The sequence below is a fragment of the Pseudomonas sp. NFACC24-1 genome (assembly GCF_900115235.1).
Classification (GTDB): Bacteria; Pseudomonadota; Gammaproteobacteria; order Pseudomonadales; family Pseudomonadaceae; genus Aquipseudomonas; species Aquipseudomonas fluorescens_AA.
Window position 1 is genome coordinate 150,791 of the sequence record NZ_FOVS01000004.1, and the last position, 26,041, is coordinate 176,831.

26 protein-coding genes are annotated in these 26,041 nt (G+C 58.9%); 5 read left to right on the forward strand and 21 right to left on the reverse strand.

What is annotated here, in order from left to right:
* Nucleotides 1–122: 122 nt before the first annotated feature.
* The 8 genes from BM317_RS06070 to BM317_RS06105 form a co-directional block, all read right to left on the reverse strand.
* Nucleotides 123–1,274, reverse strand: a complete 1,152-nt coding sequence (locus tag BM317_RS06070) for an acyl-CoA dehydrogenase family protein (protein WP_092164474.1) — start codon at nt 1,272–1,274, stop codon at nt 123–125.
* A gap of 3 nt (nt 1,275–1,277) precedes the next feature.
* Nucleotides 1,278–2,384 (reverse strand): enoyl-CoA hydratase/isomerase family protein, encoded by a 1,107-nt coding sequence (locus BM317_RS06075; RefSeq protein WP_092164475.1) that lies wholly within the window; start codon nt 2,382–2,384, stop codon nt 1,278–1,280.
* Between the two features lie 134 nt (nt 2,385–2,518).
* Nucleotides 2,519–3,226, reverse strand: coding sequence for an HPP family protein (locus BM317_RS06080; protein ID WP_092164476.1), 708 nt, complete (start codon nt 3,224–3,226; stop codon nt 2,519–2,521).
* A gap of 176 nt (nt 3,227–3,402) precedes the next feature.
* The gene (locus BM317_RS06085) at nt 3,403–4,782 is read right to left on the reverse strand and encodes a UDP-glucose dehydrogenase family protein (RefSeq protein WP_092164477.1); all 1,380 of its coding nucleotides are present in this window, start codon (nt 4,780–4,782) and stop codon (nt 3,403–3,405) included.
* Nucleotides 4,783–4,879: 97 nt separating this feature from the next.
* Complete coding sequence (locus tag BM317_RS06090) at nt 4,880–5,815, reverse strand: LysR family transcriptional regulator (protein WP_092164478.1); 936 nt, start codon at nt 5,813–5,815, stop codon at nt 4,880–4,882.
* A gap of 211 nt (nt 5,816–6,026) precedes the next feature.
* Complete coding sequence (locus BM317_RS06095) at nt 6,027–6,224, reverse strand: hypothetical protein (RefSeq protein WP_139197788.1); 198 nt, start codon at nt 6,222–6,224, stop codon at nt 6,027–6,029.
* Between the two features lie 40 nt (nt 6,225–6,264).
* Nucleotides 6,265–7,056: a putative hydro-lyase gene (locus BM317_RS06100; RefSeq protein WP_092164479.1), complete on the reverse strand. Its 792-nt coding sequence runs from the start codon at nt 7,054–7,056 to the stop codon at nt 6,265–6,267.
* 91 nt (nt 7,057–7,147) lie between these two features.
* Nucleotides 7,148–8,095: a LysR family transcriptional regulator gene (locus BM317_RS06105; RefSeq protein ID WP_092164481.1), complete on the reverse strand. Its 948-nt coding sequence runs from the start codon at nt 8,093–8,095 to the stop codon at nt 7,148–7,150.
* Between the two features lie 242 nt (nt 8,096–8,337).
* On the opposite strand from BM317_RS06105, the gene BM317_RS06110 reads away from it, so the two are divergent.
* Nucleotides 8,338–9,579, forward strand: coding sequence for an OprD family porin (locus BM317_RS06110; protein ID WP_092473501.1), 1,242 nt, complete (start codon nt 8,338–8,340; stop codon nt 9,577–9,579).
* 40 nt (nt 9,580–9,619) lie between these two features.
* Here the strand turns inward: BM317_RS06110 and BM317_RS06115 are convergent, their stop codons facing one another.
* The 3 genes from BM317_RS06115 to BM317_RS06125 all read right to left on the reverse strand — a co-directional run bounded on the left by BM317_RS06115 (nt 9,620) and on the right by BM317_RS06125 (nt 11,679).
* Nucleotides 9,620–10,300: a class I SAM-dependent methyltransferase gene (locus BM317_RS06115; RefSeq protein ID WP_092473503.1), complete on the reverse strand. Its 681-nt coding sequence runs from the start codon at nt 10,298–10,300 to the stop codon at nt 9,620–9,622.
* Between the two features lie 64 nt (nt 10,301–10,364).
* Nucleotides 10,365–10,994, reverse strand: a complete 630-nt coding sequence (locus tag BM317_RS06120) for a LysE family translocator (RefSeq protein ID WP_092473505.1) — start codon at nt 10,992–10,994, stop codon at nt 10,365–10,367.
* Between the two features lie 70 nt (nt 10,995–11,064).
* Nucleotides 11,065–11,679 (reverse strand): TetR/AcrR family transcriptional regulator, encoded by a 615-nt coding sequence (locus BM317_RS06125; RefSeq protein ID WP_170842249.1) that lies wholly within the window; start codon nt 11,677–11,679, stop codon nt 11,065–11,067.
* A 110-nt stretch (nt 11,680–11,789) separates the two neighbouring features.
* Here BM317_RS06125 and BM317_RS06130 point away from each other — a divergent pair, with 110 nt between their 5' ends.
* The gene (locus BM317_RS06130) at nt 11,790–12,794 is read left to right on the forward strand and encodes an NAD(P)-dependent oxidoreductase (protein ID WP_092473507.1); all 1,005 of its coding nucleotides are present in this window, start codon (nt 11,790–11,792) and stop codon (nt 12,792–12,794) included.
* 37 nt (nt 12,795–12,831) lie between these two features.
* Here the strand turns inward: BM317_RS06130 and BM317_RS06135 are convergent, their stop codons facing one another.
* Both BM317_RS06135 and BM317_RS06140 read right to left on the reverse strand, forming a co-directional pair.
* Nucleotides 12,832–13,938 (reverse strand): NAD(P)/FAD-dependent oxidoreductase, encoded by a 1,107-nt coding sequence (locus BM317_RS06135; protein WP_092473606.1) that lies wholly within the window; start codon nt 13,936–13,938, stop codon nt 12,832–12,834.
* Nucleotides 13,939–13,970: 32 nt separating this feature from the next.
* Nucleotides 13,971–15,518, reverse strand: a complete 1,548-nt coding sequence (locus tag BM317_RS06140; protein WP_092473509.1) for a TerC family protein — start codon at nt 15,516–15,518, stop codon at nt 13,971–13,973.
* 948 nt (nt 15,519–16,466) lie between these two features.
* Here BM317_RS06140 and BM317_RS06145 point away from each other — a divergent pair.
* Both BM317_RS06145 and BM317_RS06150 read left to right on the forward strand, forming a co-directional pair.
* The gene (locus BM317_RS06145; RefSeq protein WP_092164494.1) at nt 16,467–16,883 is read left to right on the forward strand and encodes a hypothetical protein; all 417 of its coding nucleotides are present in this window, start codon (nt 16,467–16,469) and stop codon (nt 16,881–16,883) included.
* Nucleotides 16,876–17,580, forward strand: a complete 705-nt coding sequence (locus BM317_RS06150; protein WP_139197789.1) for a hypothetical protein — start codon at nt 16,876–16,878, stop codon at nt 17,578–17,580. The genes BM317_RS06145 and BM317_RS06150 overlap by 8 nt, the downstream gene beginning before the upstream one ends.
* A 75-nt stretch (nt 17,581–17,655) precedes the next feature.
* Here the strand turns inward: BM317_RS06150 and BM317_RS06155 are convergent, their stop codons facing one another.
* Nucleotides 17,656–18,591, reverse strand: a complete 936-nt coding sequence (locus BM317_RS06155; RefSeq protein ID WP_092473511.1) for a hypothetical protein — start codon at nt 18,589–18,591, stop codon at nt 17,656–17,658.
* A gap of 548 nt (nt 18,592–19,139) precedes the next feature.
* Here BM317_RS06155 and BM317_RS06160 point away from each other — a divergent pair.
* Nucleotides 19,140–19,685, forward strand: a complete 546-nt coding sequence (locus BM317_RS06160) for a hypothetical protein (protein WP_092164497.1) — start codon at nt 19,140–19,142, stop codon at nt 19,683–19,685.
* A gap of 44 nt (nt 19,686–19,729) precedes the next feature.
* Here the strand turns inward: BM317_RS06160 and BM317_RS06165 are convergent, their stop codons facing one another.
* From BM317_RS06165 to pstS, 7 genes are all read right to left on the reverse strand, one after another.
* The gene (locus tag BM317_RS06165; protein ID WP_092164498.1) at nt 19,730–20,365 is read right to left on the reverse strand and encodes a hypothetical protein; all 636 of its coding nucleotides are present in this window, start codon (nt 20,363–20,365) and stop codon (nt 19,730–19,732) included.
* A gap of 191 nt (nt 20,366–20,556) precedes the next feature.
* Nucleotides 20,557–21,105 carry a hypothetical protein gene (locus BM317_RS06170; protein WP_092473608.1) on the reverse strand — a complete coding sequence of 183 codons (549 nt, stop codon included), beginning with the start codon at nt 21,103–21,105 and terminating at the stop codon, nt 20,557–20,559.
* 77 nt (nt 21,106–21,182) lie between these two features.
* Nucleotides 21,183–21,881 carry a hypothetical protein gene (locus BM317_RS06175; protein ID WP_092164499.1) on the reverse strand — a complete coding sequence of 233 codons (699 nt, stop codon included), beginning with the start codon at nt 21,879–21,881 and terminating at the stop codon, nt 21,183–21,185.
* A gap of 93 nt (nt 21,882–21,974) precedes the next feature.
* Nucleotides 21,975–22,736 (reverse strand): phosphate ABC transporter ATP-binding protein PstB, encoded by a 762-nt coding sequence (gene pstB, locus BM317_RS06180; RefSeq protein ID WP_025214260.1) that lies wholly within the window; start codon nt 22,734–22,736, stop codon nt 21,975–21,977.
* Between the two features lie 75 nt (nt 22,737–22,811).
* Entirely contained in the window at nt 22,812–23,723 is a 912-nt protein-coding gene (pstA, locus tag BM317_RS06185) for a phosphate ABC transporter permease PstA (RefSeq protein ID WP_060742349.1), read from the reverse strand.
* Nucleotides 23,723–24,688 (reverse strand): phosphate ABC transporter permease subunit PstC, encoded by a 966-nt coding sequence (gene pstC, locus BM317_RS06190; RefSeq protein ID WP_060742350.1) that lies wholly within the window; start codon nt 24,686–24,688, stop codon nt 23,723–23,725. Before pstC ends, pstA begins: the two co-directional genes overlap by 1 nt.
* Nucleotides 24,689–24,760: 72 nt before the next feature.
* Complete coding sequence (gene pstS / locus BM317_RS06195; RefSeq protein WP_092473513.1) at nt 24,761–25,792, reverse strand: phosphate ABC transporter substrate-binding protein PstS; 1,032 nt, start codon at nt 25,790–25,792, stop codon at nt 24,761–24,763.
* Nucleotides 25,793–26,041: the final 249 nt, after the last annotated feature.

A 26,041-nucleotide genomic window follows, 5' to 3' on the forward strand; every position in this document is an offset into this window, starting at 1 on the left:
TGACTGACCCACCGCTTTCGCGAGCAAGCCCGCTCCCACAGTGGATCTCAGGTGTACGCGCCATTTGCGTACACCACTGGACACTGTGGGAGCGAGCTTGCTCGCGATGCTTTTTCCAGCCATCACACCAGGTAGTGTTTCAACTCCCGGGCGATGACCATTCGCTGGATCTCGCTCGACCCTTCATAGATCTGGGTAATCCGCGCGTCGCGGTAATAGCGTTCTACTGGGTAATCCTCAAGGTACCCGTACCCACCGTGAATCTGTATGGCCGAGGAGCAAACCTTCTCGGCCATTTCCGAGGCAAACAGCTTGGCTTGGGAGGCTTCCGACAGGCACGGCTTGCCGGCGCTGCGCAGGCGGGCGGCGTGGAGGATGAGCAGGCGGGTGGCGTTAATGCGGGTGTGCATGTCGGCCAGCAGGTTGGCGATGCTCTGGTGCTCGATGATCGGCTTGTCGAACTGGACGCGATCGCGTGCGTAGGCCAGCGCCGCTTCGAACGCCGCGCGGGCGATGCCCAAGGCTTGCGCCGCGATGCCGATGCGACCGCCTTCCAGGTTGGACAAAGCGATGGCCAGGCCTTTGCCTCGGGCGCCCAGCAGGTTGGCCTCGGGGACGGTGCAATTGCTCAAGGTGACCGCGCAGGTGTCCGAAGCGCGGATGCCCATCTTGTGTTCGGTGCGATCGACGATGAACCCGGGTGTATCCGTGGGCACCAGGAACGCCGAAATGCCTTTTTTGCCCAGCTCCGGGTCCGTCACCGCAAACACGATGGCCAGTTTCGCCCGTTTGCCGTTGCTGACGAATTGCTTGGCGCCGTTGATCACCCACTGGCCATCGCGCAGTTCGGCCCGGGTGCGCAGGTTGTGGGCTTCGGAACCGGCCTGGGGCTCGGTCAGGCAGAAGCAGCCAATGGCCTGGCCACTGGCAAGTTCGGCCAGCCATGTCTGTTTCTGTTCATCGGTGCCAAAATTCAGGACCGGCCCGCAACCCACCGAGTTGTGGATGCTCATCAGCGCCCCGGTGGCACCGTCGCCCGCGGAGATTTCCTCCACCGCCAGGGCATAGGCCACGTAATCGACGTAGGTGCCGCCCCATTCTTCCGGTACCACCATCCCCAACAGACCCAGTTCACCCATCTTTGCCACCAGGCCGTCGTCAATCCAGCCGGCTTTTTCCCACGCCTGGGCATGGGGAGCGATTTCACCACGGGCGAAGTCCCGGGCCATGTCGCGGATCATCACTTGTTCTTCGGTCAGTTCGAGGTCGTGCATGGCTCAGTTCCTGTGGTCGTCGAAGCCGTCGAAGAAACTCGCCACATGGTCGGCGTCCAGCGTCTCCAGGGTCGGCGGGTTCCAGCGCGGGTTCTTGTCTTTGTCGATCAGCAAGGCGCGCACGCCTTCGATCAGGTCACCGCGTTCGAACCATTGCCGGTCCAGGTGCAGCTCCAGGGCAAAACAGTCTTCCAGGCTCAGATGCCGACCGCGCCGCAGCATTTCCAGGGTCACGGCCATGGCCAGGGGCGAGCGACTGTCCAGCACGTCTGCGGTCTTCAGCGCCCATTCGTGGCTGTTGACGACGGTGACCTGGCGCAACTGCTCGACCATGCTTGGCACATCGGGCAGGGCAAAGAAATGGTCAATGGCCGGCCGCAAATCGGCCAGGGGGGGCGCAGGGAGCTGTTGCTGGCCGAGTTTGGCCAGCAGGCTTTGCAGGTCCTTGAGCGGCATGTCGTGCCACTCAAGTCGATCGAGACGCTCGTCGAGCTGCTTGAGCTTGTGGCTGTCGAGGTACCAGTCGGCGAGCCCGCAATACAATGCATCGGCGGCGCGGATCTGTACGCCGCTGACCCCCAGGTAGATCCCCAGCTCACCGGGAATGCGCGACAGGAAATAACTGCCGCCCACGTCCGGGAAATAACCGATGGCGACTTCCGGCATGCCCAGGCGACTGCGTTCAGTCACGATCCGCAGGTCGGCGCCTTGCACCAGGCCCATGCCGCCACCCAGCACGAAGCCGTCCATCAGGGCGAGGATCGGTTTGCGATAATGGTGGATCGTCAGGTCGAGGGCGTATTCTTCGACGAAGAAATCTTCATGCAGGGTGTCGCCCTGCTTGTGGCTGTCGTACAGCGAGCGGATATCACCGCCGGCGCAGAAGGCCTTGTCGCCCGCGCCACGCAGTACCACCGCGCGAATGTGTGGGTCGAGTGCCCAAGTATCGAGTTGTTGCTGCAAGCTGCGCACCATGCCCAGGGTGAGGGCATTGAGGCCGGCGGGGCGGTTCAGGGTCAAATGGCCAATGTGATTGCGAACGTCGACCAGCACCTCATTGGCCACGGTGTCCATGGCTGGCGCAGCTTGGGATGAAACCTGAGCTGTCATCGCTAACTCCCTGCTTTTATTGTTTTTTACGAATGGTGTCGCGCGTACCCGTTCAGGATCGTACCAGTGCAAATTTGCCTTGCACAACCGGGATACGTGCAGGTCCTGTCTGCATATTTATAGCAGCCACAGGCTCAACCGCGACCGGAAAGTACCTCCGCGATGCTGCGGCGCCTGGCATTTCGTTCGCTGGCCTGGATCAATTGTTCGAGATCTTGCGGGGTGACGTCGAAGAAGGCCTCCATTTCCGCCAGGGCCAATTTCAGGTCTTCGGCGGTGATGGCCTGTCGGTCGATGGGAGGGTGGTCAGCCGGTATGACGGCCGCCGGTTCGCTGGCGCGCTTGGGATAGCGCACCCGCGTCAGGTTGTTGTAGGCCAGCGCAAAGGCGAGTAGCCCGGAGCCGGCCAACATGGCCGCGCCGACCGCCTGCCAGTCCAGGGCAACGATGGACGGATCCGCCAGCACCAAGGTCGCCGCCAGGGCGCCTGCCGGTGGGTGCAGGCAACGCAGCCAGCACATCAACACCAGCGCCATGCCGGCCGCCAGGCAGGCGCTGCCCAGCGTCCGCCCCAATACATGGACCACCAGCAGTGCCACGACCGACGCACACAGGTAGCCGCCGACAATCGACCAGGGCTGGGCGAGGGCGCCCGAGGACACGGCAAACAACAACACGGCCGAAGCGCCGAGGGGGCCGATCAGGTGTTGCGCCACCTCAAGGCCAAAGACCTGGCCACATAGCCAGACACTGGACATCGTCCCCAGCGCCATGCCGATGGCGGCGCGACTCCATTCGCTGGGACGGGTATTGATAGCGGCGGGGACCCAGCGAGAAAGCATTTAGCGAGAATCCAAAAAACGAACAAAAAAAGGGGCTTACGGGAAAATCCCAGGAAGCCCTTTAAGTGTTCCAACAGTCGGGGGAGGAACGGTGCACAGTGTGCCGGTCACAACCCTTGCTTACAAATTCATATTAATGCTGGTTGAGTGCATTAATTTTGAGGTAACGGTCAGGCTCAAGCGCTTCTTGAGGCGGGGAACCACGTTTGCTGGGCAATGGGCAGGTTGCGTGACTGGCCGCGGCCCATCGGAAAATAGGTAAAGCCCTTGTCGGCCATGCGTTCCGGGTCGAACAGGTTGCGCCCGTCGAAAATCACCGGGGCCTTGAGTCGCTGCCGGATCAAGTCGAAGTCCGGTGCCTTGAAAGGCTGCCATTCGGTGCAGATGACCAGCGCATCGGCCCCTGGCAACACCGATTCCGGCGTGCCCATCAGCATGAGTCGGGTTTCGTCGGGATAGAGCAGTTGCGTCTGCTGCATCGCCTCGGGGTCAAAGGCGCGGACACTGGCTCCCGCAGCCCAGAGCGACTCCAGCAGGGTGCGGCTCGGCGCATCGCGCATGTCGTCGGTGTTGGGTTTGAAGGCCAGGCCCCACAGTGCGAAGGTCTTGCCGCGCAGGTCGCCCTGGTAGAACGCGTTGATCCGCTCGAACAGCTTGTGTTTCTGCCGACCGTTGATGGCTTCCACCGCTTGCAGCAGGTCACTGGAACAGTGAGCCTGCTCGGCGGTGTGGATCAGGGCGCGCATGTCCTTGGGAAAGCACGAACCGCCGTAGCCGCATCCCGGGTAAATGAAGTGGTAGCCGATGCGCGAGTCGGCGCCGATGCCCAGGCGCACGGACTCGATGTCGGCCCCCAGGTGTTCGGCCAGTTCGGCGATCTGGTTGATAAAGCTGATCTTGGTCGCCAGCATGCCGTTGGCCGCGTATTTGGTCAGCTCGGCGCTGCGCAGGTCCATGAACAGGACCCGGTCGTGGTTGCGGTTGAAGGGTGCGTACAGGTCGCGCATGGTTTCGCGCACTTCATCGCGCTCGCAGCCGATCACGATGCGATCCGGACGCCGGCAATCGGCGACGGCCGAGCCCTCCTTGAGGAATTCGGGGTTGGAGACGATATCGAACTGCAGCAAGCGACTGGCCTTGAGCAGGCATTTGTCGATGTGCGCCCGCAAAACGTCACCGGTGCCCACCGGCACGGTGGACTTCTCCACCACGATGAGCGGTTGCTCGCGGTAGCGCGCGACGGCCTCGCCAACGGCCAGCACCTGACTCAGATCGGCACTGCCATCGTCCCGGGAGGGCGTGCCCACCGCGATAAACAGCACCTGGCCGTGTTGCACGGCAAGCTGTTCATCACAGGTGAAGTGCAAACGCCCGGTCTCCAGCCCTTCGCGCACCAGCGCAGCCAGGCCGGGTTCGAAAATACTCACCTGGCCTTGCCGAAGGCTGTCGACCTTACGCTCGTCGATGTCCATGCACACCACGTCATGACCCACCTCGGCCAACACGGCGGCTTGCACCAACCCTACGTAACCACTTCCGAATACACTGATCTTCATGGCGGATTCCCTGGATCATTCCGAGCAAGCGACATGCACAACCAGCGTTCGCCGCAGTGCGCTTGGTTCAGAATAAGTCGGGGATGTTGCAGTTCACTTACAGCCCGCGGAAGTCTTGCCCCGCCAACCGGTATGCGACTGGCAATTGCGCGACGAACTCGCCGACCACTTCCCGGGTCAGGCTGACGATGTCTTCCACCCGCTCCATTCCGGCGCCGGTCCGCCAACTGGCGACGATGTCCATGACCGATGGCAGCGGCACGCCCTCCACCAAAGTCAGTGTGCCCTGGGCCAGTTCGCCGACCACCAGCGCCGCGGGCATGGCGCCGATGCCAAAGCCGTCGCGAACCAGGCGGGTGATCGCCGAGGCCGAGTTCACGCAGTTGATGCGTGGCGAGACGATGTTGGCCGAGTGCAGCAGGTTGAGGATGTCCTGGTGGGGTCGTGAGTTGCGTGAAAATGTCACGATGCGTTCCTGGGACAGATCTTCCAGTGACCCATAGGCTCGGTCATAGGCGGAGCCGGTGCGCACCACCCAGTGCATCGGATAACGGGTCAGCAAGGCATTGCGTACGCTGTCCAGGCGCAGGATGTCGGTCTGGAAAATGATGTCCTGGTAGCCTTTTTCCAGCTGTGAGCAGAGGTTGCTCGCGGTGTCGGCCGACAGTTCGATTTCCAGGGCCGGGTAGCATTCCATCAGGCGGGTCACCAAGGGACTGAGCCAGGTGTGGATCACCGTATCCATCGCGCCGATGCGGATCCGGCCGCGCACCTGGCGCGGGTCCTTGATCACGGCTTTCATGCTTTGCATGGTGTCCATGATGCGCTCGGCGTATTCCAGCACGCGCTGGCCCTCGGAGGTCAACGACACCCCTTTGGAATCGCGCACGAACAGGCGCACGCCCATTTCGTCTTCCAGGGCGGCGATCCGGCTGGAAATGGAGGCCTGGGTGGTGAACAGCTTTTCCGCGGTGAGGCGAAAGCTCTTCAGGCGGGCCACCCAGACGAAGGTTTCGAGAAACTTGATGTTCACTGGGGGCGGCTCCTTGGAACAGTCATGGGAGCATAGAAACAGTGGCGACGGGAGTAACCCCACCCGGTGGGAGCAAGGCTTGCCCGCGATGAAGATGACGCGATCTCCCTAGGAACCGAGGCCTTTGCATCGCGAGCAAGCTTTGCTCCCACAGAGAAATCCCCTCGCCACAATTGCCTAGGCTGGCTTCATTTTCTTCACCGCTCCGGTATTAGCCAAGCAGCGGACTACCTCTAGCAATTCGTCCAAATGCGGCACGGCCTTCAACGTGGTCGGGAAACGTGATGGCGCCGGTGTGCACGACCATGTCCAGAATAGCCGCCGCTGTAAAGGCCTGGTCCAGCAGGTGCGGGCGGTTGCCGTCCTTGGCACGGATGTACTGTTGAATCGAGAACTGAGCAGTATTCATCGTGTATCCCTTCAAGTCGCAAAGCAGCCTCGTTCGAGGCCTACAAATCACTGTTACATAAGTCCGTCACCAGCATGCAGCCCGGGGCATGGGTGATGCACAGCGGTGGGCGCGAGGCCTGGACCACCGATTGAGGCGTCACGCCGCAGGCCCAGAACACTGGGATCTCGTCCGCTTCCACCGGTACGGCATCGCCGTAGTCCGGCGTGGCCAGGGATTGAATGCCGATCAGTGAAGGATCGCCGATGTGCACCGGGGCGCCGTGGACATTGGGCATACGCCCGGTAATCTGGATCGCCTGGATGGCAGCGGCGGCTTTCATCGGCCGCATGGTCACCACCATCTTGCCAGACAGGCGGGCGGTGGGGCGCGTGTCGATGTTGGTCTGGAACATCGCGACATTGCGCCCCAGTTCAATGTGCCGCAAACGGATGCCGGCCTCCAGCAAGGGTTGTTCGAAGGAGAACGAGCAACCGAGGGCGAAGGCCACCAGGTCGTCCTGCCACAGGTGTTCGATGTCCACCGGCGATTCGCTCAATTTGCCGTGGCGATAGACCCGGTATTGAGGCACTTCATGACGGATATCGATGGCCGCGCCCAGGTTGCGGAAGAACGGATCCCCTGGCTCGGTCACGTCAAGCACCGGGCAGGCCTGGCGGTTGAGGGTGCAGTAGCGCAGGAACTCATTGGCCCAGTCGCCGGGCAGAATCACGATATTGGCTTGCACGCAACCCTGGCCCAGGCCGCTGGTATGGCCCTGGTACTGGCCGGCGGCGATGCTTTGGCGCAGGACGAGAGGCGTGCATTGCTGCAGTTGTTCGAAGGACGTCATCACGGGGTCTCCAAGTGTTCGTTCGCTACTTTGAGAACAGCGTGGTGAGGACGTCCAACAAGGAATATTGGTACCCCGCGACAACTAAAAGTTATTCGAGCGGCGCCTGGCTGTTCAGGCCAGGGGCGGCCACCATGCGCAAGGGCCCGATATCGACAGCGTATTGGCTGACCACCTGGCGGCTCATCTGGACGATGCTCTCGATCAACTCCAGGCCGACGCCGGCGCGCCAGGACGCAACGACGTCCAGTTGGGGCAGGGCGGTGCCGGGTTCGAGCTGGATCAATTCGCCGCTGGCCAGGGGCTTGGTCACCAGTGCGGCCGGTAAGGCCCCGATGCCGAAACCGTCACGAATCAGCCGGGTCATGGCCGAGACCGAATTGACGCAACTGACCCGCGGCGCACTCACGCCATGGGCGTACAGCAGATTCAGCACGTCTTGATGCGGGCGCGAATGCTTGACGAAGGTGATGATGCGCTCGCTGGCCATCTCCACCAACGACCCATAGGGTCGGGCATAGATCGATTGGCTGGCGGCGATCCAGTGCATGGGATAGTGCCCCAGTTCCAGGTTGCGCACGCTTTCGTGGCGCACCAGATCGGTCTGGAACACGATGTCCAGGTAGCCTTTCTGCAATTGCTCACAGAGGTTGCGTGCGGCATCGGCGGTGATTTCGATTTCCACGGCGGGGAAGGCCTGCATCAGCATCGACATCAATGGGCTGAGCCAGGTATGGATCACCGTATCCATCACGCCGATGCGCACCAGGCCTTGCTGCGGCGTGCTGGTGTCCAGTGATTGCTTCAACGCCCGTTGGACGTCGAGCATCTGTTGCGCGTAGTCGAGCACCTTGAGGCCTTCGGGTGTCAGCGAGACCCCGCGCGAATCCCGCACGAACAGGCGCAGGCCCAGTTCCTCTTCCAGTGACGCGATCCGGCTGGAGATCGCCGCCTGGGTGCTGAACATTTTCTCGGCGGTGAGGCTGAAGCTTTGCAGCCGAGCGACCCAGACGAAGGTTTCGAGGAATTTGAGGTTCATGAAGGCTCTCTGGGGGGCGTTTGGTTCTTATGATTGCAATTGTTACTCCAGATCGGGCTATCGGGCGCATCAAATTTTCTTATGCCCGATCCGGCTTTTTTCCCGTTTGACGCTGCGCGGATCCGGCACCAAGAATCCGCTCCACGACGCAGCCCCACTGCGCCGGTATCCCCATGACAACAATAACGAGGCGTGCGCACAGCCCCTGGTGGGTTCGCTCGCGCCCATAAAAGGAGCGCGCCATGCAACATGCCACATTCCCTCGATGGACCTGCACCTCGGCGGGCACCTTGCTCGGCCTGAGCCTGATCGGCGTGCCATGCGCCCAGGCTGACTTCATCGCCGACAGCAAAGGCAGCCTGGAGGCCCGCAACTTCTACTTCAACCGCGACTTTCGCCAGGAAGGGGCGCGGGACAAGGCCGAGGAATGGGCCCAGGGCTTCCTGCTGCGGATGGAATCGGGATACACCGCCGGGACTGTGGGTTTCGGCCTCGATGCCTTGGGCATGGCCGGTTTCAAGCTGGACTCCGGCGGCGGCACGGCTGGCACCAATCTGTTGCCGGCGGATTTGTCTGGCGGTTCCCAGGACCGTTATGGCGAATTGGGCCTGACCGCCAAGGTGCGCCTGTCCAATAGCACCTTGAAACTGGGGACGTTGCAGATCAAGGACCCGGCGGTGAGTTCCAACGACACGCGTCTGTTACCGGGAACGTTCAAGGGTGGGTTGCTGAGCGTGCAGGAAGTCGATCGTTTGAAGCTGACCGCTGGGCAATTCACGCAGATCAACTTTGTCGACTCCACCGACTACCAGGACATGACCGCCAACCGCATCGGTGGCAGCAGTGACCAGTTCCAGTTCGCCGGGGCGGACTATCAGTTCCTGCCGAACCTTACGGCACAATACCGCTATAGCCAGTTGCAGGATATTTACCAGCAAAACTACCTCGGGTTCGTCCATACCCTGGACCTGGGCGCAGGCCAGTCATTCAAGAGTGACGTGCGTTATTCTCGCAGCACCGAAGACGGCAGCTTCCGCGATCTCGACAACCAGGCCTTCGGCGCCTTGTTCACCTACAGCCTGGCGGGCCATGCCGTGGGCCTGGGCTACCAGCGCATGAGCGGCGACAATCCGTTTCCCTACATCGGCCGCAGCGATCCGTACCTGGTCAACTTCGTGCAGATCGGCGACTTCGCCAACATCGACGAGCGTTCCTGGCAAGCGCGTTATGACTACAACTTCGCGGCGATTGGCGTGCCCGGGCTGACCTTCATGACTCGATACATCACTGGCGACAACGTCCAGCGCAGCACCGCAGGCGAAGGCAAGGAATGGGAGCGCAACACGGACATTGCCTATGTGGTGCAAGACGGCACGTTGAAGGGCCTGGGCTTGAAATGGCGCAACGCGACGGTGCGCTCGAATTTTGGCAATGACCTGGATGAGAATCGGCTGATCGTCAGCTATACGCTGGCGCTGTGGTAAAGATATTCCGGTAACACCGAAGGGGGGGACCGTCGAGTCGCTAACGCCATGACGGGGATTGCTCGGCCACCAGAAGCAGTGACTGCGGCACCGGGCTTTGCGGGTGCTGCGGCTCCTGCATTCCCACCAGTCGGAAACCCGCCATGTCCAAGGCATTGAGCCAACTGGACAAGGTGCGGAAGTACCACGGCATCGGCTGCCATTGGCCTTTGAACCCATCGAAGGTCTCTTCCCGCCAGCCGTCCTGATAATTACCCGCCGCCACGGTCCAGGGATGCGACGTCTGGATCACCAGTGCACCGCCAGGGCTGAGTAAAGCGTTCATGGCGGCGAGCAGCGGGATGATGTCCTGATGCAACAGGGCGAAGTTGGCGCAGACCAGGTCGTAGCCGCTGCCGACGTCCACCTTCGTCTCTACCAGTGCTTCATAGCTTGCCAGATGCACCGGCGAGGATCCCGACGCCCGGGCCGCATCGACCAAGGTCGCGTCGCCATCCACACCCACCGCCTCGACGCCCCGTTCAGCCAACGCCCGCAACAACCAACCTTCGCCACAACCCAGATCCAGCACGCGCTCGGGCTGACGGCTCAGTACCGCCAGCAGCATGGCCTGGTCGGTGACCGTCTGACGGCTTTCGATGGCGCCGGTGCGGATGGCTTCGATCCAGGCTTGGGCATTGTGGTGCCAGCTTTGGAGGAGGGTGGTTTCGGAGAGCGACATCGATCCAGCTCCGGCAATAGGTCGAGTAAGCATAGGACAACGGCTGGCGCAGGGGCGTCGCAGGTCAAAGTGGTCGCTCAAGAAACAACAGGCGTGCCGCCAGCGCTGCCATGACCCCGGCAAAACCATAGGTGCCCAGGCGTCTTGAAATCCCGCCGCTTGCCAGTTTTGCCCTGAGCTGTGCGGCGCAAACACCCAGCAGCATATGGAAGACCAGAGCAATCAGTGCCAGCAAGGCTCCGAGGAAGATCAACTGCAGGCTCACGCCGCCAGCCTTGACGTTGACGAACTGGGGCAGGAACACCATGAAGAACAACAGCGCCTTGGGATTCAAGAGGCTGTTGAGGGCACCTCGGCAGAAAATTTTCCACAGCGAAGCCGCCTGAAGCTGGCTATCCTGCGTCGCTGCCGGCGTTCTCAGTGCTTGCCAGGCCAGCCACAGCAGATAGCCGGCCCCGGCCAGGCGTAGCACGTCGAACGCTGGCGCCCAGCTCATGACCAGCGCGCCGATGCCAGCACTGACCATCAGCGTCATCAGCGCGTCCGAAAAGGCAATGCCGAGGGCGGCCGCGACGCCGGCACGCCAGCCGTGGGCCAATGCATGACTGGTGACAAAGGCCATGTTGGGCCCCGGGACGATCAGCAGAAGCACGACAGCGACCACGAACAGGTAGAGATTGGCGGTATCCGGCATCGGGATCACTCCGTGGGATGAGCCACGACAGTAAGCGAAGGGCGAGGAGGGCGTCAGTTACAGTCCGGGCTTATCTGATAGCAACAGTGACACTGCGGATCAGTAAAGCGAATGCCTCAATGACCTCGTCTTCGCCATGCCGCCCCCGTACCAACGCGCCGGACAGGGCTTCTCCCGCGCCAACCAGGCCAATGCAGCATCGCTCGAGTTCGTCCGCTGACCACGTCGTATGAGGTTCGAGCACAGACATGAACATCTGCACACAGTTATCCAGAAGCTCCTGGAACACCGCCGCCTTCTCCTCGCTGCCCGCCAGGGCTGCACCCACGGCATGGAATTCGTCGGTGTTATCGGCCGCGCAATGAATGTAGGCGCTGGCCAGGACTAGCGCCGTCTCTTCCAGGCTCCGCGCAGTCTTGGACATGGCGTCACGGAAAGCGGTGACCCGCTCGGTATCGATCCACTTGTAGAGCTCGATCAACAGGCCCGAGCGGGTGCCGAAATGATCGTAGACCACCGGTTTGGATACGCCGGCGCGAACGGCCAGATGCCCCAAGGTCAAGCGATCCGCGTCTTCCTCGCGCACGATCAATAACGCGGTATCCAGCAACTGTCGCCGCCGTTCGGCTTTCGAAAGCCGGCGAGGAGGGGAGCTGATAGCGCTTTGCTCAGTGTTGTTCTGCACGTTTTCGTTCCTGGTTGATAAAAACCTACCAATGGTAGGTTGAAGTGCGTGATGTTGTGCTAGCTTACCTACTGAAAGTAGGTTTAAACCAGAGGCAAGGAGAACACACTATGTCACTTGATCCTATCTTGCTAATGGGCGGTTCTGGCGCCATTGGCCACCACACCGCCCGGGCGCTGCGCGCCGCTCATCCCGACGTCCCCTTGTTGATCGGTGGTCGCGACCTTGCCAAGGCTCAGCGTGCCGCGGAGCACATTGGCCGGGCGCAGGGCGTGGTGATTGATTCCGCCGCAGACGACCTGGGCCTCGGCGATCGCCCGATCAGCGCCGTCGTGGTCTTTTATATGGACCACGCTATTGCCGGGTTGCGGTTTGCGCAGAAACGCGGCGTGCCGCATCTCAGCATTTCCTCCGGTGTTTTCGAGATCGCGCCGGAAATCGGGATGTACATGCACAGGCCTGATGCCTCGCCCATTGTCCTGGGTTACGAATGGATGGCAGGCGCGACAACAGTGTCGACACTGAGCATTGCCCAGGCATTCAGCCGAGTCCACGATATCCGTATCAACGCGCTGGTCGATGAGCAGGACACCGGCGGCCCGACCGTCGCCACCGACTTTGAACACTTGAACAAAATGCTGCCTGCCGCGCTGACACGACGCGACGATGTGTTCGTCTGGCGCGAAGGGGAGGAGTCCAAGGCCAGATTCCATGCGGTGGATGGTACGCAAATCGAGGCTTGGGGCTTCTCGTCCATTGATGTCGTTGGCCTGGCGGCGGCGACGGGTGCACCGAATGTCCAGTTCAACATGGCCACCGCGGTGAGCTCAAGCCGACGCCAGGGTAGGCCGATGTCCACCGAGATCATCATTGAACTGGTTGGCGATGACCTCAAGGGCGAACCGCTGCATACACGTCATGCGATCATCCACCCGGCAGGCGCTGCGCCCTTGACTGGCCTGAGCGTCGCCATGACTCTGGAACGGCTGCTCGGGTTGGACGGCCAACCACCGACTCCGCCAGGGCTTTATTTCCCTTATCAACTGTTGGACGCCAGCGCGTATCAGGAGCGTTTGAAGAAGGAGGGCGGTGAGTTGCGCAAGCTGCAGGAGTAATGACCTGCGCAGTCCCGAGCCAGGCGGCCCGCGGTGGCTAGCGTTCAAGCAGCGCCCGAACCCGCTTGGCAATGGCAAGGCAAGAGGTCAACCCGGGCGATTCGATCCCGAACAGATTGATCAATCCCGGAACGTTATGCAGCCGTTCACTGCTGATGAGAAAGTCGCTGGCAGGTTCGCCTGGTGCGGAAATTTTCGGGCGAATCCCGCTGTACCCGGGTTGCAAGCTGTTGTCCGATAAACCGGGCCAGTAGCTGCGAATCGCTGCATAGAAGGCATTGGCCCGCGATGGATCGACCTGATAGTCCTCGGTCTCGACCCATTCAGTGTCCGGGCCGAAACGCGCTTGGCCGCCCAGGTCCACGGTCATGTGAACCCCGAGGCCGGCGGCCTCCGGTGCGGGGTAGATGAGATGTGTGAAGGGCGCACGCTTGGCCAGGCTGAAGTAGCTGCCTTTGCACAGGTAATCCCGGGGTACCGTTTGTTGCGCCAAGCCCTCCATGCGCCTGGCTAATGCAGGCGCTTTAAGGCCGGCCGCGTTGATCAGCAGGCGGCAGGACAGCGCCATCGGTGCCGCCCCTGCGACATTGAGAAGGAAACCGTTAGCGGTGACCCGGGCGCTGATCAGGGGCGAGTAGAACGCGATGGTGGTGCCCATCGCTTCAGCATCGCCCTGCAACGCCAACATCAACGCATGGGAATCGACGATGCCGGTCGACGGCGAATACAACGCTGCGATGCATTCAAGCGCAGGCTCCAGCGCGAGGGCCTGATCACGATCGAGCAGGCGTAGATCCTCCACGCCATTCATCCGTCCTCGCTCGAGCAAGACTTCCAGTTGGCGAACTTGCGCTTCATCCTTGGCGACGATCAGCTTTCCTGTTTTACGGGTGCTGACGCCATGGCTATCGCAGTAGGCATAGAGTGCATGCCTGCCCTCGACGCACAACTGGGCCTTAAGACTGCCGGGCGGGTAGTAGATCCCGGCATGGATCACCTCGGAGTTACGCGAGCTTGTGCCAATACCAATCGCTTCTCCGGCTTCAATCACCAGCACCTCATGACCTGCCAAGGCCATTTCGCGCGCGACGGCAAGACCGACGACACCCGCACCCACGACTACGCAATCGATATCGACACTCACCGTCATGGCTCCTTTCAATTGCATCTCTGTGCTTATTCCTTACGCAACAGCACCCTGGTCACTCGACGTTCTTCAACCTCCATCACGGTCATGCTCCATCCTTGGCAACTGAGCGTGTCGCCAATGATCGGTAAGCGATCCAGCAGGCTCATCACCAAACCAGCCAGCGTCTGGTAATCCTCTGTCGCTTTCGCCTGGAAGCCGATATGTTCGCGGACCTGACTGAGATTCAGGGCGCCGCTGACCAGGAAACCTTCTTGCTGGGGAACAATGTTCGGGCCTTCGATTTCACTGGCATCCGGCAGTTCACCTGCAATGGATTCCAGGATGTCAGTCATGGTGAGGAGGCCGACGAAGTCGCCGAACTCGTTCACCACGAACGCGATGTGGGTCGACTCTTTACGCATTTGCTCCAGTGCATTGAGGATCGTGAAGCTGTCGAGCAGGTTGATGGCTTTGCGTGCCATGACTTCCAGGTTCGGCTGATTGCCCGCCAGTATTTCCTTGAGCAGTTCTTTCTTATGGACAAAGCCTAGCGGCTCATCCACGCGCCCTTCGCGGATCAACGGCAAACGCGAGTAAGAAGAGTGCATCAATGCCGTACGGATTTCTTGCGGAGCGTCTGTCACGTCAAGGTGGTCAATTTGCGCACGAGGCGTCATCACGCTGCGTATCGGGCGCTCGGCCAATTGCAGCACGCCACTGATCATGACCCGTTCGCGCCGATGGAAAACCTGCTCCGGCTCATCGCCTTCCAGCATGTCGGCGATGTCCTCGCCGACTTCATCGGCCCCCAGCTTCTGACCGCCCAGCAGGCGCAACACCGCATGGGCAGTACGCTCGCGCATCGGTCGAAGACCTTGCAGGCTTTTCTTGCGACGCGAGCGCGCCAACTGGTTGAACAGCTCGATCAGGATCGAGAAACCAATCGCGGCGTACAAGTAGCCTTTTGGGATGTGGAAGCCCAGTCCTTCAGCCGTCAGGCTGAAGCCGATCATCATCAGGAAGCCCAAGCACAGCATGATGACGGTAGGGTGGCCGTTGACGAATTTTGTCAGCGGCTTGCTCGCGATCATCATCAAGCCGATCGAGAACATCACCGCGATCATCATGACCGACAGGTGCTCCACCATCCCCACGGCCGTGATCACCGCATCCAGGGAAAAGACCGCGTCCAGCACCACAATCTGCGCAACGATAGGCCAGAACAGCGCATAGGCGGCATTGCCGGAACGTTGCGCCACGTGGCCCTCGAGTCGTTCATGCAACTCCATGGTCGCCTTGAACAACAGGAACACACCACCGAATAGCATGATCAAATCCCGGCCCGAGAACGTCTTGCCGAAGACCTCGAACAGCGGGTTGGTCAACGTCACCATCCAGGAGATGCTGGCGAGGAGGCCAAGGCGCATCAGCAACGCCAGGGACAGGCCGATGATACGGGCACGGTCGCGCTGCTCGGGCGGAAGTTTGTCGGCCAGGATGGCGATGAATACCAGGTTATCGATGCCGAGCACCAGCTCCAGCACGATCAACGTCAGCAGGCCCAGCCATGCCGTGGGGTCAACGATCCATTCCATGGATTATTCGCTCCCTCGGACGGTCAATGCGAGGGCCCGGGGCTGCAACGAGCGTATGCAGGCCGCTGGGGCACAGGAGAGAAAACGATTCTTTGAAAGGCGACTGGGAGGTTCCTGGAGGGTGTTCATACAGACCTGGAAATGATTGGGGAAGAAATCCTACAACGGTTTCCAATACTTCATACGGGACGATTTATTACAGGATCTGACAAGGGAGACTGATGAGAACGGTGTGTCGACATGTCTCCTTGGAGATATCGGCAACCTGATGTTCCAGGAAGCTTTTGCCAATTAACGAAGTTCAGAGTCGCTGTCGCGTATGGAAGTTTTAACCCGTGGCTGACAGGTCGTCGTCAGCATGCTGAACTGGCCTCAAAGCGTGAGCCATTCGTTCAGCCAGAACCTGGTAAGGCGCCGCATTTACCGTCGTGGCCGACAGCGGCAGCACAGCGAAAAAGCCTGCACAGGGCGTCACCTGGGCTGATCATTGGCTACACATAATGTATATTATGTTAAACGATGTGTTTATCCCGACCTCCGCTACATTGCCGCCCTCACAAAGCTGACGTCTATAAGGCGTTCGCCATGGTCTTGGCCTGAAATCTACTGCGGCCAGATGAGCGTTGAGACTGATGGCTGGATGCTCACGTTCTACATCTTAAAGCTAGAAAACCGTGGTAAAACCTCTGCCTCAAACCTCATCAAGGCACGCTATTCATGAAAGAGCTACGGACAGCAGCTGAAGTCCTTGAGCGTCTGAGCCATAACAAAGACGCTTTGCGGGCCGCAGTCGAAGAATTAGTCAAATGGGTTGGTGATCGAGGAGCCACCAGCCTGAAGCCCTAGTCTGACGAAGCGCCAACAGCTGAAGAACAGCAGCCACGGCGAGGATTGTTTCTACTCGTTCTTACGGGATTTTTTTCCGGCCACACTACAGGTGACTCCAACATGAATTTCGCAAACATTGATTCTCCGGAGCAGCTTGAGGCGCTCGGTACGGTCGAAGAGGTAAGGCTCGCCCTTGAACAGTTCGCTAGCCCATTCAAGGTTCAAGCACAGAGCTATGAGGAGCTGATGCCCTATGTTATGAGAGTACAGCCCTGGAGCCCCCCCCACTCTGGTCACTTTGTCAGCCGACAGGCTGAGGTCATTTTCTTCCTGACCATGCTTACTGGAAAGACAAGGAATGACTTCCTTGAGGTCAAAGATGAGTACTTCCGTGATCATGAGGCTGCCAAGCGATGGTTCAGAAGACTGGCCAACATAGTGCATCCCGATAAGACCAATGGTGACAGCGAAGCCTTTAAGGCACTCACGAAACTGTACGAGGAAATAACCTACGTGGGAGCTGATGACGATGAGTGATAATAACAATAAATCCCCAGTCATTTTCCCGGTATCGGCCTTGAATCTTAATCTTCCAGAACCATCAGATCTGGTCGATCCGAAAGCAGCCACGCGTATTCAAAAAGCAGTAAAGACTCATGTTGTCTATACGCCTGAAGGCGAGCTATTGATCAACAAAAATTGCCTCAAGACGCTACTTCAGACAGATCAGGCTGGCGCCAACTTGGTAGTTGCTAACCTCCCGCCTGAACAAAAAATGGAGAACGGCAATGACCATTACGTCAAGAGCGCGCCAATCAACCAAGAGCTGTCGCGACGGATTCAAGAGCCTAGGGACGCCCAGCAGTTGCAAGGGCTAAAATATTCCGAGGCCTGCTTAAACACTGCCCGAGATAACCCTGAGCTTGAGGTTCGGCGACTCGTGCTTGAGTCCCGGAATGAGAAGACTATGCCTGCTGTCAAAAAAGTTGTGAAACAGGAAGCGACCGGATGCCTATCTGGTCAGCCGTTGCAGCCGAACGCTGAAGTCCACCACAAGGAGCGAGTCGCGGATCAACCACGCAAAAGCGTTGACCCAAATAACATGGTCGCAGTCAATCCCGAGGTTCACTCGACAATCCATAATGCGCAGGCCCATTCTCCAGCTGCACTTGAAGAGTTGGCCAAGCAGCAAGGATGGCCAGCGTCCTCAGAGGGTGATCCCGCAAAGCCATAGAAGACAAACTGGAGGTACTCAGTTAGAGGCATCATTTGATGCCCTTTTATTGGAGTATGATTGGTCTTACAAGACTTAACGGATGAAGGTCGTATTGGTTCTGTCTACAAACCCACGCAGCTTATCGGCAACCGTCTCCAACTCGGCCTTGAGCCCTGGCCCTCTTGGGATAAATCGTTTTCTAAAAGCAGTGACTTGTTTGTCCAAGGTGTTAGCAGTTGAAGGAAACGTGGCGGCGAACAACTTGAATGTGGTCACTGCGTCCAAGCCAATTGGACCTTGCTGTGCAGTAAAAGGTACGGCGTATTGCTCAACGGCAAGGCCAAACCTTCTATTCGAGCTCGCGATGACGGGCGCTAACATTACCCACGCGTGCGGTAGATCTTTCAGGGATTTTTTATTGATGACATGATCCGCATCCAGTGTCGAGTCAAATGGCTTGAGCAGGTGGCTGTCTTTAATGGCAGCCTGTTCAGAGGAAGAAGCAATCTGACAGCGCGCGGCCATGGCTCTGAAAATTTTAACCAGCTTCGCGCGGCGACCTGGGGATACTTTTTTACGGATGGCACCCGCTTCCACAGAAGCTGCGACTCGCTCGTAAACAATCGCAGCACGCCCCTGCACTTCAAATAGCTTTCGATCATCGCGTAGGTAATTCAACCAAGCCAGCAGTGCCACTCTGTATTTTGACGACGTGGCTTTGACCCAGATAAATGAGCTGCCTCTCAAGTTAAACGAGCTATTGTCCACGCCATGCGTCATGAACGCAGGATTTGATGGGGTGCCAACAGACACTTTGATCAGCTCGTTTAATTTTGCCCATTTAAAAAACTGCTTGGTGGTACTGAAGGCCCCAGGAAGCGCACCGAATGAATCACCCTCCTCCACTGCCACCTGAACGGAAGTCTGAAAGTTTAAATAACAATAGGCGTGATGATCCCACCTGCCTCCATTCGCCAAGGCCACGCTCTCCATAAACTCAACCAGGGACTGCGTTAGTACAGATGCCATGTAGATATATCACCTAATATGTTTAGCTTGAGGTGAATATATGCCAAATTTTATGAAATGCCTATAGCCACAATCGGCATTCAACGGGTGCCCTTCAAGAGTAACGCATCTAAGCATGCCAGCATGCATGCTTAGTGTCTTGGCATTATCCGCCAAAACAGCGTGGGCGCTTGCCCTAGATACATTTATATTGGCCATATTTAATCAGGAGTTCAGGGTGAGATGTAACAGTGTTCACCCAAGACGGCCCACACGAGGATATTTGGTGCTTCCAGCTCGAAAGAACCTCATGCAACTTGCAGACATGACTTGCGCCAGGTAAAACGCCGCTCATCATGGACAGAGTCGCAATGGCAGTCCTTTCTCCAGGTCTGTCGAAGCGTTTCCCGGCGGCGGTTCGTGAGTAGACCGGTTAGTTTATCGGGGGTACGTGAATGACTGATCCGTCCACACGATGTTTAAGTACGCATAAACCCACCCCCACCCTTGATGGCTCAACGCTATCTGTCGATAATCCCCCTCTCTAAAAAAGCACATAAGGATTTGCTGTGAAGAAGCTCTACCTGGCTCTACCGTTCTGCGCATTGCTGCTCCAGGGCTGCGGCGTGACCATGACCCGCTATGAACCCAATTTCCAGAACGTTCAGCAGCTCAAGAAAAATGAGCCCATGCAGTCCCTGCGCGAGACGCAGGTGAATGCCGATACGGGTCAAGGGTCGCTGATGGTGCGTCTGAACCCGATTTCTTCGCCCGTGGGCAGCATTCCACTGCACATCCAAGCCGCGATCAACGATGAGCTGCGTCAGGCTGGTCTGTTGGATCCTCGTGCTGATCGGCAGCTGCAGGTTCAGTTGGTTAAGAGCCAGCTCACCGCCGGCGCGGGCACTGGGCACGGCGAGCTGGCTGCACGCTTCACCCTGCGTAAAGGTGATCAGGTTTTGTACGAAACCACCAAAGACGTGCAGCGTGAGTGGGACAGTAGCTTCTTCGGTCCGATCGCCATTCCGGCGGCGGCTAACAACTACAACCCTATGCTGCAAGATTTGCTCAGGAGCTTGTACAACGACCCACAGTTCACTCAAGCGTTGAAGTGATCAAAAAAAAAAGAGCCGCGACTGCGGCTCTTTTTCTATCGGTCTCAACCCCGTGGGATGTGGGTATCGACAGCGGAATATTTCATGCGGTTGTTGTCGACCCAGTTTTTCAGCAGCGCATTGACCTGGCGATTGAAGGTGTCAGTGATGGCAGCCTTGGGGGTGTTACCCGCCAGCGGCAGGAACCAGATACCCATCCAAGTGTTGACCGCGTCATGATTGCTGGTCTTGCCCAACGGCTGGCCCTGATTGTCCAAGGTTTCCAGGCTCACGGTGTACTGGTCGGTTGCCAGCGCAGGAATGACCGTGAACGTGAGGCCGCTGATGAACGCCCAGACCATTTGCCCACCGCCTGGCGCATGGTTGTAGACCTTCAGGCGAAGGCTGTAGTCGCCGGGTTGCTTCTGGAACTCGTCGAACACTACACGCCCGAAAAGCCCTGATTCATCGAAGGCTCGCTTCAGATCGGGCTTGAGCATGTCACGGGCCTGAGGCACCTCGGTGGCTTTGGCATTGTCGGGTTCGCCCTGATAGAAATCGAAGTCGACATAGACGTTCGGTTTGTTCGAATAGCTGGCCATCGAAGGCAGATTCACGGGGGCGACTTCATCTTTGGTGAAACTGGCGCATCCACTGAGGCTCAAGGCCAAGGCAAGGCCAATGGCTTTTCCAAATTGCATATCGACTTCCTTGCTTAATATATTGATGCCGCTCACAGAGAGGGGGGACGAATTCTAGCGATATTCGCTTGAAATCAAAAGGCCATCACTCTCTGCCCTCGCCCGCGTTTTTCCATTGACGAGGCTGAGGGATGAGCTGGAGCGACCGAGCGGGTTCGGCCTGCTAAAGGGACGCGGCTCGCAATCACCCGCTAAACAGTCGGCACCCGGTGTAACGAAGGTCGTTGGACAGGCATCTGCTGCCAAGCCAGCTGCGCCTGAACAATGGCGACCGCCTCCAGCACTTTATGGGCCCAGCCGTCATCTTCCGGATGCACCACGACAACACGAAAGCCATGGTCATCACCTTCAATCTGTACGCCTTCGGAATCATCGACATGCAAGTCGATATCGAACGCCGGCGGATACTTCGAGGGTGTATTCGACAGCCCATGGTCCGTTAGCGCCTGATTGTGCAGCACGCTGTTGACCACACCGTCGACGCGGATGCCGTAGAGCAACAGCCAACGCCGGATGTAGGACGGCGTGCGGCCGGACGATGTATAGACCCAGATGCTGCAGTCCTGGCGGCGCAGCTCTCGGATCAGGGAGCGTGTCCCCCTGCGCAATGGCTCACCCAGCCAGCGATGAACACAGGCCGGCAATCGGCTTTGTTCGACTTCGCAGTGGTGGAGTTGGCAGGCGAGCGTGTCATCGATATCAAACGAAATGCGTATGCGCGGCCGCCTGGATATCTGCATCGGGATGGCGCAGCGGATGGCCTGCCCTGCCCGGCTGCCGAAGGTTTTGCATTTGGCGAGCGCTGAGTTCCCGCTCATCAATGGCCACCCTGAGAGAGGGGCAAAGACTTGCCCTTGAGGAAAAACTTCATCGGGTCAGGCGCTTGTTCTTCCAGGAAGGCTGCGTATTTTTTCTTGATCTTGGGCAGTTCGTACAACGCCTTGACTCCATGTTTGGCAGAGTTGCGTATAACCGATGACGGGTTGAAGTAGCCTTTGGCGTTTTCCAGCGTCAACACGAAGGGCGGCAAGCCCGCACGCATGAGCAGGTAGCTGACGATGAGCGACCCACTGCGGTTGTTCCCTTCAATGAACAACTGCGGCTTGCTGAGAATGCGCACATAGACGCCAGCCGCACGCTTCCAGACGGATTCGCTGCGGTACGCGCAATACCAATTGAACAAGTCCTTGATGCCTCCCTCAACGTTGTTGAAGAAATGCGCCTCGGTCGCGGCCAGGTGCTGGGCGTATTCCAGGCGGCGCGTCGGGTCTCGGCCACAAAGCACCGTGGCGTTGATCTCGAGCATCAGGTTCAGGTGCTGAAGGTCGAACAGATCGACGCCGCGGGCAACATAGTCGTCAATCAACGCGTAGCCTTCAAGCACGTTGTGCAGCACTTCGTCAGTCAAGGGATCGCGCGGTTCCGTGAAGTGCCGGCTGAGCTCGGCGAAGCGGTGTTGCACTTCGCGTAGTGCATGTTCAATCGCAGGCAAATCAAGGCGATGCGTAGCAGGCATTGGTGCTCCTTGGAAACGCTTGGTAAATGTCTACCGGATGCCCGCCAAATCCATTTGGCTTCTGCAGGTATGCGGCCTTGACCGGATGTATGGTTAGCTGAACTTGCCGCTGATGTAGTCACCGGTCATCTGTTCACGTGGGTTGTCGAAAATCTGCGTCGTCGGGCCCATTTCAACCAGATAGCCAGTACGCGTGCCCTGGGAAATATCCACCGAGAAGAACGCAGTGGTGTCAGCGACACGGATGGCTTGCTGCATGTTGTGGGTGACCAGCGCGATGGTGTAATCCTTCTTCAACTCGACCATCAATTCCTCGACCCGCCGGGTAGCGATCGGGTCGAGTGCCGAACAGGGCTCATCCAGCAGCAGGACTTCCGGCTCGGTGGCGATGGCGCGGGCGATGCACAGGCGTTGTTGCTGGCCGCCGGAGAGCGACAGGCCGCTGACCTTGAGCTTGTCCTTGACTTCATCCCACAGGGCGGCGCCTTGCAGCGCATGCTTGACCCGATCGCCTATATCGCCTTTGTAGCGGTTGAGGCGCAGGCCAAACGCGACGTTGTCGAAGATGCTCATCGAGAACGGGTTCGGCTGCTGGAACACCATGCCGATGTAACGGCGCACGACCACCGGGTCAACGCCCTTGCCGTAGACATCTTGCCCAAGGAAGTGCACGTGGCCTTCGAAACGGAAGCCTTTCACCAGATCGTTCATCCGGTTCAGGCTGCGCAGCACGGTACTCTTGCCGCAGCCGGATGGCCCGATGAAACCGGTGATCTTGTTTTTCTCGATCGGCACATGGCTGTCACGTACCGCCATGAAGTTGCCGTAGAAAATCTTGTCCAGTTTGCAGTCCATGACTACAGGTGCCTGGGTGACAAACGGAGCGGCTATTTGCGCAGTGGATACGTTCAAGATCAGATGCTCCCGTTCTTAATACTTGGGCTTGCCGAAGATACGGCTGATGATATTCACGACCAGCACGATCATCACCAGCACCAGTGAGGCCGCCCATGCGAGCTCGAGCTGGTTGTCGAACGGCATGCCGGAGAAGTTGTAGATCAGCACGGCAAGCGATGCCGTCGGGTTCATGACCTCGAGGCTGCCTTGGTGGTAGATCCAGTAGTTGCTGAACAGCGCGGTGAACAACAGCGGCGCTGTTTCGCCCGCGGCCCGTGCCACCGCCAGCATGACGCCGGTCAGGATCGCCGGCATGCCGGTGGGCAAGACGATTTTCCAGATCACCTGCGAGCGGGTGCAGCCCATGCCATAGGCGGCATCCTTCATGATCTTGGGCACCATCCGCATCGACTCTTCCGCCGTCAGCACGACGATAGGCAGCATCAGGACTGCCAGCGCTACGCCACCGGCCGGTGCCGAATAAGTGCCGGTGGTCATCACCACCAGGGCGTAAGCGAACACCCCGGCCAGAATCGAAGGCAGCCCCGTGAGCATCTTGGCGGCAAAGCGCGCAGCGTTTGCCAGCTTGCTGTCCGGCCCCAGTTCAGCCAGGAAAATCGCCGCCATGATGCCGACCGGTACCGCGATTGCCGCCGCGATACCCACCATCACAAAGGTACCGGCCATCGCGTTGCCGAAGCCCCCGCCCATCTCGAAGCCCGTCGGCGGCAGTTCGGTGAAGACTTCCAGGTTCAGGCGAGCGCCGCCGCGGGTGATCAGCATGTAGAGCACGGAAATCAACGGCACGCTGGCCAGCAGCGCCCCGCCCCAGACCAGGGTGGTCAAGATCAGGCTGCGCAGGGCGCGGCCCTCGAACTTGCGCTGCAGGCTGGGCATCGCGCCTGCTGGAGCCGTCAAGTCTGTTGCAGCAGTCAGGTCGGTCATCACTTATTACCCCGTTGGGCGTACATCATGATCAAGGAGCCGAAGACGTTCACGATCAACGTGATCAACATCAGCACCAGTGCGGCATACATCAACACCTCGATCTCGTTCGGCCCGGCTTCGGGGAAGTTCAGGGCCAGCAAGGCCGCCAGGGTGTTGGCCGGGGCGAACAGCGAGAGGGAAATGTTATTCGCGTTGCCTACCAGCATGGCCAGTGCCATCGTTTCACCCAACGCGCGTCCCAGGCCAAGTACCAAAGAACCGAAAATGCCCGTGGCGGCCGATGGCACCATCACCTTGAGAATCGCTTCCCAGTGGGTGGTCCCCATGCCGTAGGCGGCCTGTTTGGTTTTCATCGGTACGCCCGTAAGCGCATCCTGCGAAACAGCGGCAATGGTCGGAAGAATCATGATGGCGAGCACCAACGCCGCAGGAAGCAGCCCCGGCCCGCTCAAGGATGTGCCGAAAAATGGCACCCAGCCGAGTTCGCTGTTCAACCAGGTGGTCAGTGGCCGAATCGCCGGAATCACCACGTAGATCCCCCACAGGCCGTAGACGACGCTGGGGATGGCCGCGAGTAATTCGACAATGGTGCGGAAAATGGCGGCGAGCTTGGGGGGCAGGAAGTCCTGGGTCAGGAAAATCGCCATGCTGACGCCGAAAAAGCCCGCGATCAGCAATGCGATGAAGGCACTGTAGAGCGTGCCCCAGATTGCCGGCAAGATGCCGTATTTACCCTGGTTCACGTCCCAGACGGTGCCTAGGAGCACATCAAACCCGTGCTTTTCCATGCCAGGCAGCGCCTTGCGTCCCACTTCGAATACGAGGGCAAATACCAACGCCAGAACCAGAATGACCCCAATACGCGCAAGCGCACGAAAGGTGCGATCAACCAGGAAGTCCTTCGCGGACGGTGGTTGGCAGGCAGAATCTGGATTAACCGGTACGACAAAGGGTTTGTTCATTGGCTAAGTCCGGAACAAGGGGGAAACTCTCCCGGCATGGCTGACAGCACACGCCGAGAGAGGCCTCAGGCGTTACTGAATGTTGGCGGACGCTTTGCGAACCTGGTCGACAACCGATTGCGGCAACGGGATATAACCCATCGAATCGGCAATTTTCTGCCCTTCGGTCAGGCTGTATTCGACCATTTCACGCATGGCCTTGGCCTTGGCCGGGTTGCCGTTGTTCTTGCGGAAAATCATCCAGGTGTAGGAGGTGATCGGGTACGACTTGGCGCCGTCCGGATCAGGCAACCAGGACACCAGGCTATCCGGCATCTTCACCGCTGCCAGAGCCTCGGCACCGCTCTCGGCGTTTGGCACGACGTATTGGCCGGCCTTGTTCTGCAACTGGGCGAAGTCAACCTTGGCAAGTTTGGCGAAGCCGTATTCGATGTAGCCGATCGCGCCCGGCGTCTGGCGCACGGTAGCCGTCACACCATCGTTCTTCGGCGACTTGATGAACTTGTCACTGGCCGGCCAGTTGACGGTATTGCCCTCCCCCAGCGCCTGCTTGAACTCCGGATTGATGGTCGCCAAGTGCTTGGTGAATACCGCGGTGGTACCGCTGGAGTCCGCACGTACAACCACCGTGATCGGCGTATCGGACAGTTTCAGGTCCGGGTTGGCGGCGACGATCTTTGGATCGTTCCAGCGGGTGATCTTGCCCAGGAAAATGTTTGAGTACACATCGCGTGGCAACTTCAGGCCTTTAGGATTGCCCGGCAGGTTATAGGCCAGCACGATTTCCCCGGCGGTCATCGGCAGCAGCTGCACGCCTTCGGTAACCTTGGCGATATCCTCGTCTTTCATTGCCGAGTCACTGGCGGCGAAATCAACGGTTTTATTCAGGAAGTCCTGTACACCCGCGCCGCTGCCCTTGGATTGGTAATCCACAGTGACACCTTCGGATTTCTTGCTGAAATCCTTGAACCAGGTCAGGTAGATCGGCGCCGGGAAACTCGCGCCAGAACCCGTCAGACGGACGCTTTCTGCAGCGAACGACGCCGAAGTGGCACCAAGAGAAAGCGTAACGGCGAGCGCAACAGACTTCATCAAACTTTTCATTGAAAGAAATTCCTTGTGATGACGGGCTGGGGAACTCTGCAACAGTCGTGTTACGGTTTTATGAACATCGAATTGCAAAAGGGGACAAATGTCCCCGTTTTGCGCCACGGCACCGACGTGAAAAGCTCGCGCACACCCACGCCCCGGCGTTTGCGCAGGGCCTGAAGAACTTGAATTCACACGCCGATTGATCGGATCGCAATGCCGAGGCGCATTGATTCCGGCAGCGCTGGGGCTGCTTGAAGGTCG